Annotated in this window: 12 protein-coding genes; 11 read left to right on the top strand and 1 reads right to left on the bottom strand. The window is 75.6% G+C overall.

Features of this window, described 5'->3' with window-relative positions; all coding sequences use genetic code 11:
- Nucleotides 1-41 precede the first annotated feature (41 nt).
- From AB0M16_RS07845 to AB0M16_RS07815, 7 genes are all read left to right on the top strand, one after another.
- Nucleotides 42-1,364, top strand: a complete 1,323-nt coding sequence (locus AB0M16_RS07845) for a hypothetical protein (RefSeq protein ID WP_365340243.1) — start codon at nt 42-44, stop codon at nt 1,362-1,364.
- Between the two features lie 11 nt (nt 1,365-1,375).
- Nucleotides 1,376-2,539, top strand: coding sequence for a glutamate ABC transporter substrate-binding protein (locus AB0M16_RS07840; protein ID WP_365339960.1), 1,164 nt, complete (start codon nt 1,376-1,378; stop codon nt 2,537-2,539).
- A 15-nt stretch (nt 2,540-2,554) separates the two neighbouring features.
- Nucleotides 2,555-3,832 (top strand): hypothetical protein, encoded by a 1,278-nt coding sequence (locus AB0M16_RS07835; RefSeq protein ID WP_365339958.1) that lies wholly within the window; start codon nt 2,555-2,557, stop codon nt 3,830-3,832.
- A 59-nt stretch (nt 3,833-3,891) separates the two neighbouring features.
- The gene (locus AB0M16_RS07830) at nt 3,892-6,324 is read left to right on the top strand and encodes a tetratricopeptide repeat protein (RefSeq protein ID WP_365340241.1); all 2,433 of its coding nucleotides are present in this window, start codon (nt 3,892-3,894) and stop codon (nt 6,322-6,324) included.
- A 2-nt stretch (nt 6,325-6,326) separates the two neighbouring features.
- Nucleotides 6,327-7,970, top strand: a complete 1,644-nt coding sequence (locus AB0M16_RS07825) for a PP2C family protein-serine/threonine phosphatase (protein WP_365339956.1) — start codon at nt 6,327-6,329, stop codon at nt 7,968-7,970.
- A gap of 97 nt (nt 7,971-8,067) precedes the next feature.
- The gene (locus tag AB0M16_RS07820) at nt 8,068-9,402 is read left to right on the top strand and encodes a VWA domain-containing protein (protein WP_365339954.1); all 1,335 of its coding nucleotides are present in this window, start codon (nt 8,068-8,070) and stop codon (nt 9,400-9,402) included.
- Between the two features lie 46 nt (nt 9,403-9,448).
- On the top strand, nt 9,449-10,726 hold the full coding sequence (locus AB0M16_RS07815; RefSeq protein WP_365339952.1) for an FHA domain-containing protein: 1,278 nt from the start codon (nt 9,449-9,451) through the stop codon (nt 10,724-10,726).
- A 42-nt stretch (nt 10,727-10,768) separates the two neighbouring features.
- Here the strand turns inward: AB0M16_RS07815 and AB0M16_RS07810 are convergent, their stop codons facing one another.
- Nucleotides 10,769-11,734: a methyltransferase domain-containing protein gene (locus AB0M16_RS07810; RefSeq protein WP_365339950.1), complete on the bottom strand. Its 966-nt coding sequence runs from the start codon at nt 11,732-11,734 to the stop codon at nt 10,769-10,771.
- A gap of 165 nt (nt 11,735-11,899) precedes the next feature.
- Here AB0M16_RS07810 and AB0M16_RS07805 point away from each other — a divergent pair, with 165 nt between their 5' ends.
- From AB0M16_RS07805 to AB0M16_RS07790, 4 genes are all read left to right on the top strand, one after another.
- Nucleotides 11,900-12,304: a globin gene (locus AB0M16_RS07805; RefSeq protein WP_365339948.1), complete on the top strand. Its 405-nt coding sequence runs from the start codon at nt 11,900-11,902 to the stop codon at nt 12,302-12,304.
- A gap of 162 nt (nt 12,305-12,466) precedes the next feature.
- Nucleotides 12,467-15,769 carry an ABC transporter permease gene (locus tag AB0M16_RS07800; RefSeq protein WP_365339946.1) on the top strand — a complete coding sequence of 1,101 codons (3,303 nt, stop codon included), beginning with the start codon at nt 12,467-12,469 and terminating at the stop codon, nt 15,767-15,769.
- Nucleotides 15,770-15,831: 62 nt separating this feature from the next.
- Nucleotides 15,832-18,615 (top strand): FtsX-like permease family protein, encoded by a 2,784-nt coding sequence (locus AB0M16_RS07795; RefSeq protein ID WP_365340239.1) that lies wholly within the window; start codon nt 15,832-15,834, stop codon nt 18,613-18,615.
- A complete protein-coding gene (locus tag AB0M16_RS07790; protein ID WP_365339944.1) occupies nt 18,612-19,604 on the top strand; it encodes an ABC transporter ATP-binding protein in 993 nt (330 codons plus the stop codon). Before AB0M16_RS07795 ends, AB0M16_RS07790 begins: the two co-directional genes overlap by 4 nt.
- Nucleotides 19,605-19,643: the final 39 nt, after the last annotated feature.

Genomic DNA, 19,643 nt, shown 5'->3' with positions numbered 1-19,643 from the left:
AGCCGGGCCGGCCGGGGTCGTCCGGACCCGTGTCCGGCTCCGTGCCGCCGCCCGCCGCACCCGGCGCCTGGGCGCAGGGGCGCGAGGTGCTGCGCCGTGCCGCCACGACCGAGCCGGGCCGGCTGCGCGTCCTCGGCGCCGTCCTGGCCCTCCTGGTCGTCGCGTTCGGGGCCGTCACGTCCTTCGAGGTCGCGGACCGGGCCTCGTACGCGGACGACGTGGTGGGCCGCAGCCAGCCGCTGAGCGCCGACGCCGCCGACATCTACCGCTCGCTCGCCGACGCGGACGCCACCGCGGCGAGCGGCTTCCTTGCCGGCCCGCAGGAGTCCGCGCAGATCCGCGAGCGGTACGCGGACGACGTCACGACCGCCTCCCGGCTGCTCGTCAGGGCCGCCGCCAGCACGGACGCCGACGGCGACGCGGCCCGCGAGATCGCCACGCTCAACGAGCACCTGCCGCGCTACACGGGCCTGATAGAGCGCGCCCGGGCCGCCAACCGGCAGGGGCTGCCGCTCGGCGGCGCCTATCTGCGGTACGCGAACCAGACGATGAGCCGCGAGCTGCTGCCCGCCGCCGAGCGGCTGTACGCGCTGGAGACCGAGCGGCTCGGGCAGGACGACGACGAGGCCCGCGCCTGGCCGTTCCTGTCGCTGGCCCTCGGGGTGCTCGCCCTGGCCTTCCTGGCCTGGGCCCAGCGTCGCAACTACGCGATGACGAACCGGGTGTTCAACCGCGGGCTGCTCGCCGCGAGCGCCTCCTGCGTGGTCGCCCTGGTGTGGCTGCTCGCCGGACAGGGCCTGGCCCGGGCCGGCCTGAACGACGCCCGGGCGCACGGCCAGGAGTCCCTGCAGGTGCTCAACGAGGCCCGGATCAGCTCCCTCAAGGCCCGCGCGAACGAGAACCTGGCCGTGGTCGCGCGCGGCGCCGTGCTCACCGAGGACGGCAAGCGCGACAAGTACGAGGCCGACTACACCAGCAGCGTCGCCGCGCTGAGCTCCGCGCTGGACGCGGCGCGGCGGCTCGCCGACGACGAGGCCGGGAGCAGGCCGCTCACCGAGGCCGCCGCCCGCACCGGCGAGTGGCGCAAGCGCCACGAGCAGGCCCGGGTCCTCGACGACGCGGGCGACTTCACCGGCGCGATGAACCGCATCATCGGCACCACGGAGTCGACCGGTCAGTCCTTCGACCAGGTCGACGCGGCCCTCGGCCGGGCCCTCGCGCACGAGCAGGACGAGTTCACCCGGGCCGCCGAGGGCGGCCGGGACGCGCTGACCGGCCTGCCGTTCGGCGCGGCCGCTCTCGGCGTGCTCGCCGCGGTGTGCGCCGTGGCGGGCGTCAACCGCAGACTGTCGGAGTACCGGTGAGAGGGGGCGGGATGCCGGACGGCGTCGAGCAGACGAGCGGGACGGGCGCGGTGCCGGACGGCGTCGGGCGCGCGGACGGCCGGGGCACCCGGCCCCACGGTTCCGCGTACGCCTCCCGGCCGGCTCCCCGGGGCCTCACACGGCTGCGCGGCTGGGGCGGGGTCGCGGCCATGGCGGTGGCCTGCGGGCTGACGGCCTCGCTCGCCCTGTTCGCGCTGCCGCGGACCGGCGCCGGTGACCCGGCCGGACCGGTCGCGTCCGGGCCGGGCGTGGGGCAGGGGGTGCACGTCAGCGCGGAGAGCGCGGAGAACTGCCGCAACCCCGAGGCCTCGCTGACGCCTTCGGCCGCCGACGGTCCGTCGGTCGCCAGGATCAAGGAGCGCGGCAGGCTCGTCGTGGGCGTCGACCAGTCCAGCTACAAGTGGGGCTTCCGCACACCGCCCACGGTCAGCCGGCTCGCCGACGGCTCGGTGAAGGAGACCCCAGGCGAGCTGCAGGGCTTCGACATCGACCTGGCGAAGGCCATCGCGAAGGGGATACTCGGCGACGAGAACGCGGTCATCTTCCGCACCATCCCGACCAACCAGCGCATCGCCGCCCTGGAGAGCGGCAAGGTCGACCTCGTGGTGCGCACGATGACGATCAACTGCAAGCGGATCCAGCAGGTCGCCTTCTCCACCGCCTACTTCCAGGTCGGCCAGCAGATCCTCGCCCCCAAGTCCTCCACCGTGACCGGCTACGACAGCTCCCTGAGCGGCAAGCGGGTCTGCACCGCGGAGGGTTCCACGGCCTACGAGGCCCTGGAGGAGAAGTCGTTCGGCGCGGTCTACAAGGACGTGGGCGACGGCACCAAGGACGACCCGGACCTGCTGACCGTGCCCAACCAGCTGGACTGTCTGGCCCGGCTCCAGATGGGCGAGGTCGACGCGGTGCTCACGGACAACGCGCTGGCCGCCGGCCAGGCCGCCCAGGACCCGGCGGTCGAGCTCAAGGGAAGGCCCTTCACCACGGAGTACTACGGAGTGGCCGCCAAGCTGGGCAACGACGACCTGGTCCGGCGGGTCAACCAGGTGCTCGTGCAGTACCGGTCGGGCCCCTGGCAGGCGGCGTACGCGAAGTGGCTGCAGGCGGACCTGCCCGGGATATCCGGGCCGCCGACCCCCAAGTACAAGTAGAACGAGAGGTGATCGATGGGCGTCGCGGGACCCCCCGGGCCGGTAATGGACCGGGACGAGGTGGACCGTGCGCTGGCGCGGCTCGGCGCGGAGCACAAGGCGGTCGAGGACTCGCTCCTCGCGCTCCAGGACCACGCCGGCCGCAGGCTGCTCGAGGGCGCCGCGCTGACCGGGACGACCCGGGACCGCTGGCAGACCACCGAGCGGACGATCACCCTGCTGTGGGCGTACTTCGACGCCTACACGGCAGCCCTGCACGACGCCCATGAGGTGCGCTCCCGGCGCCGCTGGCCCGGGCGGGACGAGCTCACCGAGCTGACCGACCGGCTGCGCGGCGAGAGCGTGCACGTGGCGGGGGCGGCGCGGGAGGGGGAGCACCTGTCCGAGCGCTTCACCCTGGACGGTCTCGTCCGGCGCATGAACGAGCTGTACGCCTCCTCGCTCGACGTGGTGGTGACGGCCGACGCCGTCTGGTCGGCGCTGCCCGCCCGGATAGACCTGCTCGCCGCCGAGCTCGGCAGGACGCGGTCCCTCGCGCACTCGGTCGGAGTGCGGCCCGGGGAGCACCCGGCCGGCGACGAGCTGGAGGAGATCACGGCCGAGCTGTCGGCGCTGCGCAGTCAGGTCGTCTCCGACCCGCTGGCCTTCTGGGTGCCCGCGCCGGGCAGTTCGGCCCCCGGCGGCGGCCGCCCCGACACCGGGCGCTACGACACGGCGGCCCGTGCCCTGGAGGACATCCGGCGGGAGATCGAGGCGGTGCTCCAGGTCAGGCAGGACTCGGAGGACCGGCTGCTGAGGCTGCGGGACGTGCTGTCCCGCGCGGACCGCACCCTCGCCGAGGCCCGGGCGGCCCGCGGCGAGGTGCTCGCGAAGATCGCCGCCTCGGAGGTGCCGGCCGTCAGCGGTCCGCCGACGGCGCTGCAGGAGCGGCTCGCCACCGCCGCCGAGTACCGCCGGCACGCCCGGTGGCACCGCCTGTCGCCGCTCCTGGACTCCCTGGAGCGCGAGGCCGAGGACGAGCTGCTGCGGGCCCGCGAGTCGCTGACCGCGGTGACCGCGCCGCTGGCGGTGCGCGCCGAGCTGCGCGGCCGGCTCGACGCGTACAAGGCGAAGGTCGCCCGGCTCGGTGCGGCGGAGGATCCGCTGCTGATCGAGCGGTACGACACGGCCCGCCGGATGCTGTGGAGCGCCCCGTGCGACCTGCGGGCCGCCGAGCAGGCGGTGCTGCGCTACCAGCAGGCGGCGGCGGAGACGCTGTCGGGGCCGAGGGACGGCAGGGGGAGTCAGTGGTGAGCGGGGAGCCCGGAGTGAGCAGCTGTCAGCGTCCTTCGTGCGAGGGCTCGTACGAGGACATGGGAGGCGGCGAGCTGTACTGCGACACCTGCGGGCTGGCCCCGGTCGTCGCCCCGGGCGGCATGCTGCAGTCGACGCCGACCGGGTTGGCGGCGGGCGGCTCGGGTGCGGAGTCGGCGCGTTCGGGCTCGGCGGCCTCGTCGCGCGCGTCCGCGCGGTCGTCCCGCTCGTCGCGGTCGTCGGCGTCCCGGCGTTCGGTGTCCGGGCGGCTCTCGCGTGCGCTGTCGGGGCGGAGCACGGCCCGTTCGGTGTCGGTGCGCAGCTCGGGTTCGGCGGGCGGCCAGTCGGGGCGGGGCCGGCTGGGCGCGGGTCTGGTGACGGTGCCGGAGGTGCCGCGCCCCGATCCCCGGGCGGCGGTGATGGCGAACCCGGAGGTTCCGGAGAGGAAGCGATTCTGCTCGCGTTCCGACTGCGGCGCCCCGGTGGGCCGTTCGCGGGGTGACCGGCCCGGCCGCACGGAGGGCTTCTGCACCAAGTGCGGCCACCCGTACTCCTTCGTGCCGAAGCTGCGCGCCGGTGACGTGGTGCACGGGCAGTACGAGGTCGCGGGCTGTCTCGCCCACGGCGGGCTCGGCTGGATCTACCTGGCCGTGGACAAGGCGGTCTCGGACCGCTGGGTGGTCCTCAAGGGCCTGCTCGACACCGGCGACCAGGACGCCATGGCCGCGGCGATCTCCGAGCGGCGCTTCCTCGCGGAGATCGAGCACTCCAACATCGTCCGCATCTACAACTTCGTCGAGCACCTGGACCAGCGCACCGGCTCCATGGACGGCTACATCGTCATGGAGTACGTGGGCGGCAAGTCCCTCAAGGAGATCGCCAACGACCGGCGTACGCCCGACGGGCGGCGCGACCCGCTGCCGGTCGAGCAGGCCTGCGCGTACGGCATCGAGGCCCTGGAGGCGCTCGGCCATCTGCACAGCCGCAAGCTGCTGTACTGCGACTTCAAGGTCGACAACGCGATCCAGACCGAGGACCAGCTCAAGCTCATCGACATGGGCGCGGTCCGGCGGATGGACGACGACGAGTCGGCGATCTACGGCACGGTCGGCTACCAGGCCCCCGAGGTCGCCGAGGTCGGGCCGTCGGTGGCCAGCGACCTGTACACGGTGGCGCGCACCCTGGCCGTCCTCACCTTCGACTTCCAGGGCTACACGAACGTGTTCGTGGACTCGCTGCCCGAGCCGGACGGCATCGAGGTCCTCCGTACGTACGAGTCGTTCTACCGCTTCCTGGTGCGGGCCACCGACCCGGACCCGGCCCGCCGGTTCGCCTCCGCGCAGGAGATGGCCGAGCAGCTGACGGGTGTGCTGCGCGAGGTCGTCGCCCTGCAGTCGGGCCGTCCGCGGCCCGCGCTGTCCACGCTGTTCGGCGCGGAGACGCGGGTCACGGACAGCGAACTGTTCGCCGAGCTCAGCGAGGACGTGTCCGTCCTCGGGGCGCGCGAGCCGCGGCGCGGGCGCCGGAAGGCCCTGCCGACCTCCGTCGCCGGGCGGGGCGGCAGCTTCCTGCGCCCGCTCGACGTGGCGGCGACCGCGCTGGCCCTGCCGGTGCCGCGGGTCGACCCGAGCGACCCCAACGCCGGTTTCCTGGCCGCACTGCTCGCCGCCGCCCCCGCCGAGCTGATCACCGCTCTGCAGGCGGCGCCGGTCCCCTCGCTCGAACTGCGGCTGCGCGAGCTGCGGGCGCGCCTGGAGATGGGCGACCTCACGGCCGCCGGTCAGGCGCTCGCCGCCCTGGAGCAGGGCCACGGTGACGACTGGCGGGTGGTCTGGTATCGGGGGGTGACGTCCCTGGCCGGCGACGACCGGGAGAACGCGGCACTCTCCTTCGACGCGATCTACGACGCCTTCCCCGGCGAGCCCGCGCCCAAGCTGGCGCTCGGGGTGTGCGCCGAGGTGCTCGGCCAGCTGGACAACGCGGCGGAGTACTACCGGCTCGTGTGGACGACCGACCCCAGCTACGTGAGCGCCGCCTTCGGCCTGGCCCGGGTGCAGCTCGCGGCCGGGGACCGGGCGGGCGCGGTGCGCACCCTGGAGTCCGTGCCGGAGTCGTCGATCCACTACACGGCCGCCCGGGTCGCCGCCGTACGCGCCAGGCTGCGTCGCCGCCCCACGAACGAGCCGCTGGGTGCCGATCTGACCGCCGCCGCCGCGCAGGTCTCCGCGCTGCAGGGCTTCGGCCTGGACGCGGTGCGCCGCGAGCGGCTGGCGACCGAGGTGCTCGGCACGGCGCTCGACTGGGTGCTGTCCGGGAGCCCGGGCGCGGGCCCGGCCGGCACCGTGCTGCTCGGCAGCGAACTGGACGAGCGCGGCCTGCGCTTCGGCCTCGAACGCTCCTACCGGGTGCTCGCCCGGCTCGCCCAGCAGGGCGATGAGAGGATCGAACTGGTGGAGCGGGCCAACCGCTTCCGCCCCAGGACGTGGGTGTGAGTATGTCCCTGAAACCCAAGCCACCGCATCCCCTGGGGACCTGCCCGGGCTGCTCGGAGCCGCTCGAGTCCGGCGACCGTTTCTGCGGGGCGTGCGGATTCGACCTGTCGGCCGCGAGCCCGCAGCCGGACCGGCCGACGGTCCCGATCGCCCTGCCCGTGGACTGGCCGGAGCCGCCGCCCCGCGACCCCCAGTCGCTCACCACGGCCACCCAGCACCCCGGCGACCTGCCGGGCACGGACTCGGGCGGTCGGGACCTCCCGACGATCCCGGTCCGCACGGACGAGGTCCCGCCGGCGCCGGGCGGCCCGGCGGGTCCGGCGGGTCCGGCCAGTCCGGCGAGTCAGGCGGCCGGCATTCCCGGAGGCCCGCCGGCACCGAGCACCCAGGGCGGCCCGGCCGACCCGGACGGCGCGGACGGTCCCGCCGCCCCGACCGGTCCGTCCGGCCCCGCGGCTCCGGCGGAGCCGGGCCCCTCGGCCGCGCCGGCCGGGCCCGCGGATCCGGCCGCCCGGCCTGCGCCCGGAGCACCGGCCGCACCCGCACCCGCACGGAGCAGCGGATCCGGGGCAGGAGCCGTGGCCGCGGCCGATCCCGGCTCGGGAGCCGGAGCCGCCTCCTCCGACGACGACTTCACCCTCGCCGCCCCCGACCCGCGCGCCGCGCTGCAGGCCGAGCCGGCCCAGGCCGCACCCGCCTCCCCGCCCGAGCCCGTCGCCGCGGCCCGCCCGGGCGACGACCGCAAGGTCTGCGTGGCCTGCCGGGCCGGGCGCGTGGACGGGGACGGGTACTGCGAGCACTGCGGTCACGCGCAGCCGCGCGAGCGGGACCACATGGAGCAGGAGCTGCCCGCCGTGGCCGCCGTCAGCGACCGCGGACTGCGGCACCACCGCAACGAGGACGCCTTCGCCGTCGCGCAGGCCGTGCTGCCCGACGGGTCCCCCGCCGCGCTCGCCGTGGTCTGCGACGGCGTGTCCTCGGCGACCCGTCCCGACGAGGCCTCCAGTGCGGCGGCCGCCGCCGCGCGCGACGTGCTCGTGGCGGCGCTGCCCCGCGGCACCCACCCGCAGCAGGCCATGCACGAGGCGATCGTGAGCGCCGCCGAGGCGGTCGACGCCCTCGCGGAGCGGAGCTCGGCGGACCGCGAGCACCAGAACGCCCCGGCCTGCACCATCGTCGGCTCGATCGTCGCCGGCGGGCTGCTGATCGTCGGCTGGGTCGGCGACAGCCGGGCCTACTGGGTGCCGGACGACCGCAGTTCGCCGCCGGCCCGGCTCACCGAGGACGACTCGTGGGCCGCGCAGATGGTCGCGGCGGGCCTGATGAGCGAGGCGCAGGCGTACGCGGACGAGCGGGCGCACGCCATCACCGGCTGGCTGGGCGCCGACTCCTACGAACTGGAGCCGCACACCGCCGCGTTCAAGCCGGACCGGCCGGGCGTGGTGGTGGTCTGCACCGACGGCCTCTGGAACTACGCGGAGGGCGCGGAGGACATGGCCCGGGTCATGCCGCCGGACGCGGGCGAGCGCCCGCTGCACGGCGCGCAGGTCCTGGTGGGGCATGCCCTCGACGGCGGCGGCCACGACAACATCACGGTCGCCCTGCTGCCGTTCGCCCTCCCGTCCCCCGGGGCAGGATCCGCCTAGCCCACGCGCGGGGCCGCCCCGTCCGGGACGCGGAGGGCCCGAGAGCCCGAGACCGATCTTCCCTTCCCCCCTCGTGAGCCGAGGAGCCGAATCACCCATGGCCAACTTCTCCAAGCCGACCGGGCCGCAGTTCTCGGTGGACGTGTACCAGAACGAGTACCTGCCGGAGGGCGGTCGGGACGTCAACGCGATCGTCACCGTCACCGCCACCGGTGGCGGCACCGGCGGCACCCGCGCCACGCCCCTGCCGGCCGCCGGCGGATCCGCCGCGGTCGTCCTCATGCTCGACTGCTCCGGCTCGATGGACTACCCGGGGACCAAGATGCGCGGCGCGCGCGAGGCCACCGCCGCAGCGATCGACACCCTGCGCGACGGCACCTCCTTCGCCGTCGTCGCCGGCACGCACGTGGCGAAGGAGGTGTACCCGGGCGACGGGCGGCTCGCGGTGGCCGACGGGCGCACCCGCGCCGAGGCCAAGGACGCGCTGCGCGGCCTGAGCGCGGGCGGCGGCACCGCCATCGGCACCTGGCTGCGGCTCGCCGACCGGCTGCTGTCCTCCGCCGACGCGGCGATCCGGCACGGCGTCCTGCTCACCGACGGGCGCAACGAGCACGAGGATCCCGAGGAGCTGAAGGCCGCCCTGGAGGCCTGCGCGGGCCGGTTCACCTGCGACGCCCGCGGGGTGGGCACCGACTGGGAGGTCGAGGAGGTCAAGGGCATCGCCCGGGCGCTGCTCGGCACGGCCGACATCGTCGCCGACCCGGCCGGTCTCGCGGCCGACTTCACGACGATGATGGAGCACGCGATGGGCAAGGAGGTCGCGGACGTCGCACTGCGCCTGTGGACCCCGGTCGGCGTGGAGATCGGCTTCGTGAAGCAGGTGGCCCCGACCGTCGAGGACCTGACCGGTCGTCGCACCGAGGCGGGCCCGCGCGCCGGGGACTACCCGACCGGCTCCTGGGGCGACGAGTCCCGTGACTACCACGTGTCCGTCCGCGTGCCGGAGGCCGCGATCGGACAGGAGATGCTGGCGGCCCGGGTGTCGCTGATCGTCCCCGACCCGGCGGGCGGCACGCCGACGACGCTGTCTCACGGGCTGGTACGGGCGGTGTGGACGGACGACATGGTGATGTCCACGTCCATCAACCCGCAGGTCGCGCACTACACGGGGCAGGCCGAGCTGGCCGACGTCATCCAGCAGGGTCTCGATGCCCGCAAATCGGGTGATTACGGCGGTGCGACGGCCAAGCTGGGACGCGCGGTGCAGCTCGCGGCGGTCTCCGGCAACGCCGATACCGCGAAACTCCTTTCGAAGGTGGTGGACGTGGTCGACGCCGCGACGGGTACTGTGCGGTTGAAGGCGAAGGTCGCGGAAGCGGACGAGATGACTCTCGAGACCCGTTCCACCAAGACCGTACGCGTGAAGAAGTAACGGACACACAGGGCCGTAAGGGACGACGAGAGGGGGAAGCACCGACATGCCGACCTGCCCGAACGGACACCAGTCGGTCTCCGACGACTGGTGCGAGGTCTGCGGCCACCGCATGGCGGCCGGGGCGGGTGCGCCGACGGGTGCCGTACCGCCGCCTCCCCCGCCGCCGCCTCCCGCGTACGGCTACCCGGGCCCGTCCGGGCCCGGTGGTCCCGGCGCCCCCGTGCCGCCGCCCGCACCCGGGGGCTACGACCCGAACGCGACCGCCCAGGCCGAGCTGTGCCCGCAGTGCCGCACTCCGCGTGAGCACGTGGCGCCGTTCTGCGAGGAGTGCCGCTGGAACTTCCTCACGAACACGGCCACCTCCTACACGCCGATCGCCCCGCAGCACGCGCAGCCCGGCCCGCCGCCGGCCGCGCCGCAGGGCCCGCCGCCCGGGCTGAACCTGCCGCCGGGCTTCCAGTCGCCGCCGCAGCCCCCGCATCCGCAGCACGCCGACCCGTACGAGTACCAGGGCTCGCGGCCCTCACAGGTGAACCGGCCGGCCGAGCCGCTGGGCGCCGACCCGACCCACCACCAGGCGCCGCCGCAGCGTCCGCCGATGGCCGGTCCGCCGCAGGCCCCGCAGGGGCCCCATGCCCAGGCACCCCATGCCCAGGCCCCCCAGGCGTTCCCGCAGGCTCCGCCGGCGCCGCCGCAGCCGCGCGCCGACGACGACTGGATGCTGTCGCCGCCCTCGGCCCCGCACCCTCCGGCGCCGCCCGCGCCGGGCCCCATGGCGCCGCCGCCCGCCCAGGGCGGCCCGTTCCCGGGCCAGGCCGGCCCGGGGCCGCAGGGTCCGGGTCCCCAGGGGCATGTCCCGCAGGGTCCGCCTCCGCAGTTCCGGCAGCCACAACCTCCGCAGCCCCCGCAGCCGCAGCCGGGCTGGAGCGCGATGATCGGCCCGGACCGCGACTACTTCATGGCGATGATGCAGCGCAGCGGCCCGGAGGCCTCGGGGCTCAACCTGCCCGCGTACTCGCCCGAGCAGCACCTCCCGCTCCAGGGCAACCAGGTCAGCATCGGCCGCCGCCGGCACTCCACCGGCGAGTCGCCCGACATCGACCTGTCGGTGCCGCCGGAGGACCCCGGCGTCTCGCACCAGCACGCGGTGCTCGTGCAGCAGCCGGACGGCTCGTGGGCGGTGGTGGACCAGAACTCCACCAACGGCACGACGATCAACGGCTCCGCCGACCCGATCCAGCCCTATGTGCCGGTGCAGCTCCAGGACGGCGACCGGGTGCACGTCGGCGCCTGGACGACGATCACCGTCCGCCGGGGCTAGCCCCGGCGGGGACCCGGAGCCCCAGGCGGGGGACCCGGAGTCCTAGAGGTCCGGCAGCGGCCAGGCGTACGGCCCCTCGGGGTCGTCCAGCCAGGCCCACTGCCGGCCGCCGCTCACCGTCACCCCGAAGCGCTCCCGCTCCGGCCGCCGTTCGCGCTGCCAGAGCGAGAGCGCTTCGCGCGTGTCCAGGGCCTCCCCGGCGAGACCGGCCAGGAACTGGAAGCGCTGGTCCTCGTACGCCCGGCGCGGCACCCCGGCCGTCGGTGTCCGCGGCGTGCGGGCGCTGCCGCCGCGCAGCGCGACGAAATAGGCGGAGGTGGCCAGGAAGCGCCCCTCGGCGTGGGCCGGGTCGCGCACGACGAGCAGGATCAGGCCGGTGGAGAGCGGGGCGAGGATCCGGGCGCCGGGCCGGCACTGGTCGAGCCAGGCGTACGGGATCGAGGGCACCTCGCAGGTCGCGACGATCCGGTCGTAGGGGGCGCGCTCGGGGCAGCCGCGGGCGCCGTCGCCGGTGATCACGGCGGGACGGTGGCCTGCGGCGGCCAGATGGGCGCGGGCGGTCTCGGTGATCTCCTCGTCCAGGTCGACGGTGGTGACGTGCGCGTCGCCGAGCCGGTGGCAGAGCAGGGCCGCGTGGTAGCCGGTACCCGCGCCGATCTCCAGGACGTCGTGGCCGTCCTGGAGGTCGAGGGCCTCCAGCATCCGAGCCATGAGCGAGGGCTGACTGGCGGAGGAGACCAGCTCGCCGTCCCTGACCCGGGTGGCCAGGGCGCCGTCCCGGTAGGCCCCGCGCAGCCAGCGGGTGCGGCGCGCCGGGTCGGGGTCGCCGGACCAGAGGCGCTCGTAGCCGCCCGTGCCGGGCACGTAGTAGTAGGGCACGAAGAGGTGGCGCGGGACCTGGGCGAAGGCCGCTCGCCAGGCCGGGTCGCGCAGGGCGCCGTACGTCTCGAGCTCACGCAGCAGCGCCCGGCGGGCCCGTGCGCCCTCCTCGGCGAACATGTCGCGCATGGGTCCAGGGTGCTGCGCGCGGCCCCGATCCGGCCAGCGCTGCCGTCGGGCGACGACCGGCGGCGGTCTCCGGCCGCGGTCTCCGGCAACGGTCCGCGGCGGTGCCTTCCGGCCAGGGGTCCTAGACCTCCGGTCCTCGGTCGGGGCATCTGAGACGATGGAACGGTGAACGAGATTCCGCGCGGCACGCTTCAGGAGCAGACCTTCTACGAGCAGGTGGGTGGCGAGGAGACCTTCCGGCGCCTGGTCCGCCGCTTCTACGAGGGAGTCGCGCAGGACCCGCTGCTGCGGCCGATGTACCCGGAGGAGGACCTGGGCCCGGCCGAGGAGCGCCTCGTGCTCTTCCTGATGCAGTACTGGGGCGGCCCCCGCACCTACAGCGACCACCGCGGCCACCCCCGGCTGCGGATGCGGCACGCCCCGTTCACGGTGGACCGGGCGGCGCACGACGCGTGGCTGCGGCACATGCGGGACGCGGTGGACGAGCTGGAGCTCGCGCCGGAGCACGAGCAGCAGCTGTGGCAGTACCTGACGTACGCGGCCGCCTCGATGATCAACACGGCGCACTGACCGCCCGCTCCCGGACGAACACATTCCGGTGAGGCGGCCCCGAATAACGGTCACGATCGCATCAAGGTGCGCGTGAAAGCGGTTTCCAGCCCCGGTGCCCTCTGAAAGCATCCGATGAACGTTCGATAGTGAACGATCACGTTGTTTTCAGGGGGGAAACGGGTGACGGGCTTCGTACTCCTACGGGTCAGGGCGCATCGCCTGCTCCTCGCGGCCGCCCTGCTCGCCGTCCTCCTGACGACCTCCGTCCTCGCCACGCTCGCCGCCTTCTCCGGCTCGATCGGCGACGCCGCCCTCCAGGGCACCCTGCGCGGCCGCTCGGCGCCCGGCGCCGCCCTCGTCGTCAGCGGACAGATCCCGGCCGGCAAGCGGGCGAGCGCCGACACCGCCGTCCGTGAAGGCGCCGCCCTGACCTTCGACGGGCTGCCCGCCACCCTGCGCACGCTGGAGCGCTCCGGGCCGTACGCCCTGCCCCGCGCGCTCCAGCCGCCCGCCGCCCGGGCCGGCGACCCCGACCTCACCCACTTCGCCGCGCTCGACCGCTCGCGGCTCACCCTGGTCGGCGGCTCCTGGCCGCAGGCGACCGGGGCGCGCGACGTGATCGAGACCGCCCTCCCCGAGGAGGCCGCGAAGCGGCTCAAGGTGGCCCCCGGCACCGTCCTCGACCTCACCGACCGGCTCGGCGGCAAACCGGTCAGGACGAAGATCACCGGTCTCTACCGTCCCACCGACACCTCCGACCTGTACTGGCAGCTCGACCAGGCCGGCGGCCGCGGCGTGAAGACCGTCGTCTTCACCACCTACGGCCCGCTGCTCACCGCCCCCGGCGTCCTCGGCTCCGGCCGGGTCACCGGGGGTGACACCGCCTGGCTGGCCACCGCCGACTACACCGGCGTGACCACCGACCGGATGGACGCCCTGCGCGCCGCCGCGGCCAAGGGTCCGAAGACGATCGCCTCGGACACCGCCCGCTTCGGCACCACCGTCACCGCGTACACCTCGCTGCCCACCGTCCTGGAGCAGACCGGCCGGGCCCTGCTCGTCTCCCGCTCCACCCTCTCCATCGTGGCCGTGCAGCTCGTGCTGCTCGCCGCCTACGCCCTGCTCCTCGTCGCCCGGCTGCTCAGCACCGAACGCTCCGGCGAGACCGAACTCCTGCGCGCCCGCGGCGCCTCGCGCCGCCGCATCACGGGACTCGCCCTGGCCGAGGCCCTGCTCCTCGCGCTGCCGGCCGCCGTCGCCGCCCCGCTGCTCGCCGGCCCGCTCACCCAGCTCTTCGCCGACCGCTCCGCGCTCGACGCGCTCGGCGAGCTCGACGCCACTCCCCCGCCGGCGGTCTGGCTGGTCGCCGCCGCCGTCGCCCTGTGCTGTGCCGCCGCCGTCGTCGCCCCCGCGCTCGCCGCGGGCGACGGGGCCGCCGTCTCACTGCGCAAGGGCCGCGCCGCCGCACTGCCCGCCCCCGTACGGGCCGGGGCCGACGTCGGGCTCCTGATCGTCGCCGGCGTCGCCTACTGGCAGCTCGACCGGCAGACCGGCGAGGGCGGCGGGGCACTGGCCGGCGACCGGTCCGGCGACCTCGGCGTCGACCCGCTCCTGGTGGCGGCGCCCGCCCTCGCCCTGCTCGCCGGCACCGTCCTGACGCTGCGTCTGCTGCCGCCCGCCGCCAAACTTGCCGAACGGCGCGCGGCCGGCGGCCGGGGCCTCCCTGCGGCTCTCGCCGGCTGGCAGTTCAGCCGCCGCCCGCTGCGCGGCGCGGGCCCCGTCCTGCTGCTCGTCCTCGCGGTCGCCCTCGGCATGCTGGCGGTCGGCCAGAGCGACTCCTGGAACCGCTCACAGCGCGACCAGGCCGACTTCCGCACCGGCACGAGCATCCGGGTCCTCGGCGCGGGCCCCGGCGAGGCGACGCAGACCGAACGCCTCGCGGCGGTGCCGGGTGTCAGCACGGCAGCGCCCGTGCACCGCTCCACCACCGACATCTCCGGCAAGAACGCGACCGTCCTCGCCGTCGACACCCGGCACGCCGCCGACGGCCTGCTCTTCCGCCCCGACCTCGCCGACGGCTCCCCTGCCGCCCGCCTCGCCGCCGTCACGCCGAAGGCCGGGCCGCACCCCGGGATCGCGCTGCCGGCCGGCACCCGCGCGCTGCGGGTCGAGCTGCGCGACACGGCCCCCGCCGGCACGCCCGCCACCCAGGTCACCGCCGTCCTGGAGGACGCCTACGGCGTCCCGTACCGGCGGCCCCTCGGCAGCCTGCCGGCCGACGGCCGGCTCCACCCGCTCACCGTGGACCTGCCCGAGCTCGGCGACGTCGGCGGCTTCGGCCTGACCGGTCTCGAAGTGCGCGGGCAGAACGAGGCCGAGCGGGCCGGTCAGCACCTGCTCACCGTCGAACGGCTCGTCGCGGTCCGCGGCGGCTCCGCCGAGCAGCCGCTCGACGCCCGCGCCGCCCTCCCCGCCTGGGCCGGCGAGTACACGGCGGAGAAGTCCGGCGGCGAGATCACGACCGCCCCGCTGCGCGGCACGCCCACCGCCGCGGCCCCGCTCGCCGTCAGCTTCTTCGTCGCCGCGGACGAGGGCGCGTTCGGCACCGACGGCTTCACCCTGACGCTGAACGCGCCCCGCCCCGCCCCGCCGAAGTCGGTCCCGGCACTCGTCACCGACGCCTTCCTCGCCGCCACCAAGGCGAAGCAGGGCGACCGGGTCGACGTCGGCTTCAGCGGCTACACCCTGAACGTCACCATCGCCGCCGTCGTCCGCGAGCTGCCCACCACCGGGCCGGGCGCCCGCGCCGTCTCCGCGACCGCGCCCGCCGCCACCCCCGACAGCGGCGGCGCCGTGCTCGTCGACCTGTCCACCGCCGGACGGGCCCTGTCCACCACCCCCCACGCGACCCTGGCGCCCACCGAGTGGTGGCTGACCACCGCGCCCGGCAAGGCGGCCGAGGTCGCCGCGACGCTGAGGGCCCGCCCGGACGCCGACCCCGGCCTGGTCCTCGTACGGGACGAAGCCGCCGCCGAACTGCTCGGCGACCCGCTCGGCGCCGGCCCCAACTCCGCCCTCATGGCGGTGGCCGCGGCCGCCGCCGCCCTCGCCGCGGTCGGCTTCGCGGTCGGCTCGGCCGGCTCCCTGCGGGAGCGGTCCCGGGAGTTCGGCGTGCTGCGGGCGCTCGGCGCGCCGCGCCGGCAGCTGGCCCGGCTGGTCGCCGCCGAGCAGGGCCTCCTCATCGGCATCGGACTGGCCGTCGGGGTGGCGCTCGGCACCGTCCTCACCCGGGCGGTCGTCCCGCTGATCGTGCTCACCGGCCAGGCGGAGCGGCCCGTGCCCGCCGTCCTGGTCGAACTGCCCGTCGGCCACGTGGCCCTGCTGCTCGTCGCGGTGGCCGCCCTGCCGCTCGTCGTCGTCGGCGCCATCGCGCTGCGCCGCACCGACCCGGCCGTCACCCTGCGCACCCAGGGGGAGCACTGATGCCGCCGGCCACCCGCGCACCGCAGCAGCCCGTCACCCCCGCCCGCGGAAAGGCGAACGCCATGCCCCGCAAGCCCGCCCGCGCCGTGGCCCCGTGGGTCCGCACCCGGCTGCGGACCGCCCCGGGAACGGCCCTCGCCTACGGCCTGCTCGTCCTGGTGACGGCCTTCCTCGCCGCCGCGCTGCCGCGCTCGGTCGACACGTACGAGACCGAGGGCCTGTGGCACGCGGTCGACTCGGCCGAACCACGGCGTACCGCGCTGAACCTGACCGCCTCCGTGAAGAGCAGCCTCAGACCGGAGCAGAAGGCGCAGAGCTTCGCACCGGAGGAGCTGCGCTCGATGCGGGACGAGCTGACGCCCCTGCTCCCCGCGCCGCTGAAGGTCGACCCGGCGAACTCGGTGTACGGGGTGCACACCACGAAGCGGATCCCGGGCCTCGACCCGTGGCTGCCGGCACCGGACGGCGAACCGGCCGAGTTCGTCCTCGACACCCCCTCCGACCTGGCCGCGCACTCCACCCTCACGGCCGGCCGGGCGGCCCGGGCCGGTCAGGGCGGCGCCATGGAGGCGGTCGTCACGGCGAAGACGGCCAAGGCCCTCCACCTGAAGGTCGGTTCGGTCGTCCACCTCCCGGGCGCCGACGCAGAGCCCAAGCCCGTCACCGTCACCGGCATCGTCGAGCCGCGTGACACCGGCAGCGGCTACTGGGCGGTCGACCCGGTCCTGCACACCCCCCTGTTCACCGCCCGGGGCACCGCCGAGATCAAGTGGTACTGGGTCGCCACCCTGATCGTGGCGCCCGAGAGCGCGCCCGGACTGGTCGACACCCTCGGCGAGCCCGAGCAGTACTGGCGCTACGCGCCCACCGTCGGCCACCTCACCGCACAGGACACCGACCGGATCACCGCCGCCCTCGACTCGGCGTCCGGCGGCCCCGACCTGGTGGCGCTGCGCGGGGTCCTCGGCACGACGGGCAACTTCAGCACCGACCTCGACGAGGTCGTCGCCGAACACGTCGGCATGCGCGGCGCCATCGCCGCCGTCGTCGCCGTCGCCACCTTCGGTGTCGGTGCCGTCGCCGCCGTCGTCCTCGCCATGACCGGCGGCCTGTTCACCGCCCGGAGGCACGCCGAGCTCGCCCTGCTGCGCTCCCGCGGCGCGTCCCTGACCGGCATCGGCGTGCGGCTGCTCGGCGAGACCACCGCGATCGCCGTCCCGGCCGCCGCGCTCGGCCTGCTGCTCGCGCTGGCACTCACCGACTCCGGCGGCGCCCGGTTCTGGCCCGCCTTCGCGGGAGCCGTGGCCGTCGCACTCCTCGCCACCCTCGTGCTGCCGCTGCGCGCGGTGTTCCTGCACCGTCGCCCCCAACTGCACGGCGGCCGCGAGGACCTGATCGCCGTCCGGCCCTCCCGACGCCGCACGGTCGTCGAACTCACCTTCCTCGTCCTCTCCGTGGGCGCGGTCGTCGCGCTGCGCCGCCGCGGCACCGGCGACTCCGGAGACCACCTGGTCAGCGCGGCTCCGGTGCTCGTCGCCCTGATCGCCGCGCTCGTGCTCGTACGCCTGTATCCGCTGCCGCTGCGCTGGGCGGCCCGGCCCGCGCGCCGGCTGCGGGGAGCGGTCGGCTTCCTGTCGCTCGCCCGCGCCGGGCGTGCCTCGGCGACCGGCGCGCTGCCGCTGCTCGCCCTGCTCCTCGCCCTGACCACGGCCGCCTTCGGCGGCTCCGTGCTCGCCGGGGTCGCCGACGCCCGCGACCGGGCGGCCTTCCTGGCGACCGGAGCGGACGCCCGGGTGAGCGACGACGTGGGATGGACACCGCTGCCCGCCGGGGTCGCCGACACGGTGGCGGCCTTCCCCGGGGTGCGGGAGGTGTCGCCCGTGCAGATCGAGTACGGCCTGGAGCTGCCCTCCCACGCGGGGGCCACCGACAACGGCATGGGCGCCCCGCTGATCGGCGTCGAGCCCGCCTCGTACGCGCGGCTCGCGGCCCGGACCGGCTTCGGACCGTTCCCCGCCGAGCTGCTGAAGTCCACCGGCACGGGCGGGCCCGCCCACGTCGGCGACACCTCCCGGGTCGTCCCCGCGATCGCCTCGCCCCGGGTGGCCGAGCGCCTCGGCAACCGGCCCATCGAGATCACGGCGGCCGCCGGCCGGTTCCACGTGAAGGTGATCGCCGTACGCGACGTCACGCCCGCGCTCCCCGACAAGGACTTCCTCCTCGTCAACGGCGCCGACCTCACGAACCGGGCGCCCACCGCCCTGCTGGTCACCGGCAAGGGCGACGGGGCGCTCGACGGCACGGCGCTGCGCGCCGCGGTCCGGGCGAAGGACAAGAAGGCCCAGGTCGAACTGACCGCCGAGAAGCGGGCCCGCTTCGTCGACTCCCCGATGCAGAACGGCGCCGAGCGCCTCTACCTCGCCGCCATCGCCGCGGGCGCCGGCTACGCCGTCCTCGCCGTGCTGATCTCCCTGCTCCAGGTCGCCCCCGAACGCACCACGCTGCTCGCCCGGCTGCGCACCATGGGCCTGACCCGCGGGCAGGCACGGCGACTGCTCGTGTGGGAGGCGCTGCCGCAGGCCCTGCTCGCGGCGCTGGGCGGCGCGCTGGTGGGCTGGGCGACGATCCTGCTCCTGGCACCCGGCGTGGACCTGGCGCGGCTCGCCCTGGCCGCCGCGCCGGAGGAGGCCGTGGCGCTGGGTTCGGCGCTGCGGGCCGACCGCTGGTCACTGGGCCTTCCGGCGGCCGGGGTGGTGCTGCTCGCGGGGGCGGCGGCCGTGACGCAGGCGTGGTGGGCATCCCGCAGGGGCTCGATCAAGGAACTCAGGGCAGGAGACGCACGATGACGACGACTTCGGTGAGCTCGGGAAACTCCGGCCCGACGACCCTGGAGGAGCTGGAGCGGCGGGCCACGGCCCGGCGCGACCGGCCCTCGTACGGGCATGACGCCCTGATCGCCTGCGACCGCCTCGTCCGCATCTTCACCACCGACGGGGTGGAGGTGCAGGCGCTGCAGGGCCTCGACCTCCTCGTGAAGGAGGGCGAGTTGATGGCCCTGGTCGGCGCGTCCGGTTCGGGGAAGTCGACCCTGATGAACATCCTCGCCGGGCTCGACGTGCCGACCGCCGGCGCGGCCAAGGTCGCGGGCTGCGACCTGCTCTCCATGGACGGCAAGGCCCGGCTGCGCTACCGCCGCGAGGTCGTCGGCTTCGTCTGGCAGCAGACCGCGCGCAACCTGCTGCCGTACCTGACGGCCGCCCAGAATGTGGCGCTGCCCATGCAGTTGAAGGGCCGCGCCAAGCACAAGGCGCAGCGTGCGGAGGAGCTGCTGTCGATGCTCGGCATGGCCGAGATGGCCGACCGGCGCCCGCACCAGCTCTCCGGCGGCCAGCAGCAGCGCGTGGCGATCGCCGTCGCGCTCGCCAACAACCCGAAGGTGCTGCTCGCCGACGAGCCCACCGGCGAGCTCGACTCGGCGACCGGCGAGCAGGTCTTCGGGGCCTTCCGCCGGGCCAACGAGGAGCTGGGCACCACCATCGTGATCGTCACCCACGACCAGGCGGTGGCCTCCGAGGTGCGCCGTACGGTCGCGATCCGCGACGGCCGCACGTCCTCCGAGGTGCTGCGCCGCACCGAGATCGACGCGGAGGGACAGGAGTCGCTGGTGGCCCGGGAGTACGCGATGCTCGACCGGGCGGGCCGGCTCCAGCTGCCCGCCGAGTACACCGAGGCGCTGGGCATGCGGCACCGGGTCGCCCTGGAGCTGGAGCAGGACCACATCGGGGTGTGGCCGGACGACGCGGACGCCGACGTGGACGCGGACGCCGAGCGCTGAACGCCGAACGCCGAACGCCGAACGCCGAACGCCGAACGC

Origin of the sequence: Streptomyces sp. NPDC051921, from assembly GCF_040680975.1 — a bacterium.
Lineage (GTDB): Bacteria > Actinomycetota > Actinomycetes > Streptomycetales > Streptomycetaceae > Streptomyces.
This window is presented reverse-complemented; position numbering and strand designations above follow the sequence as displayed.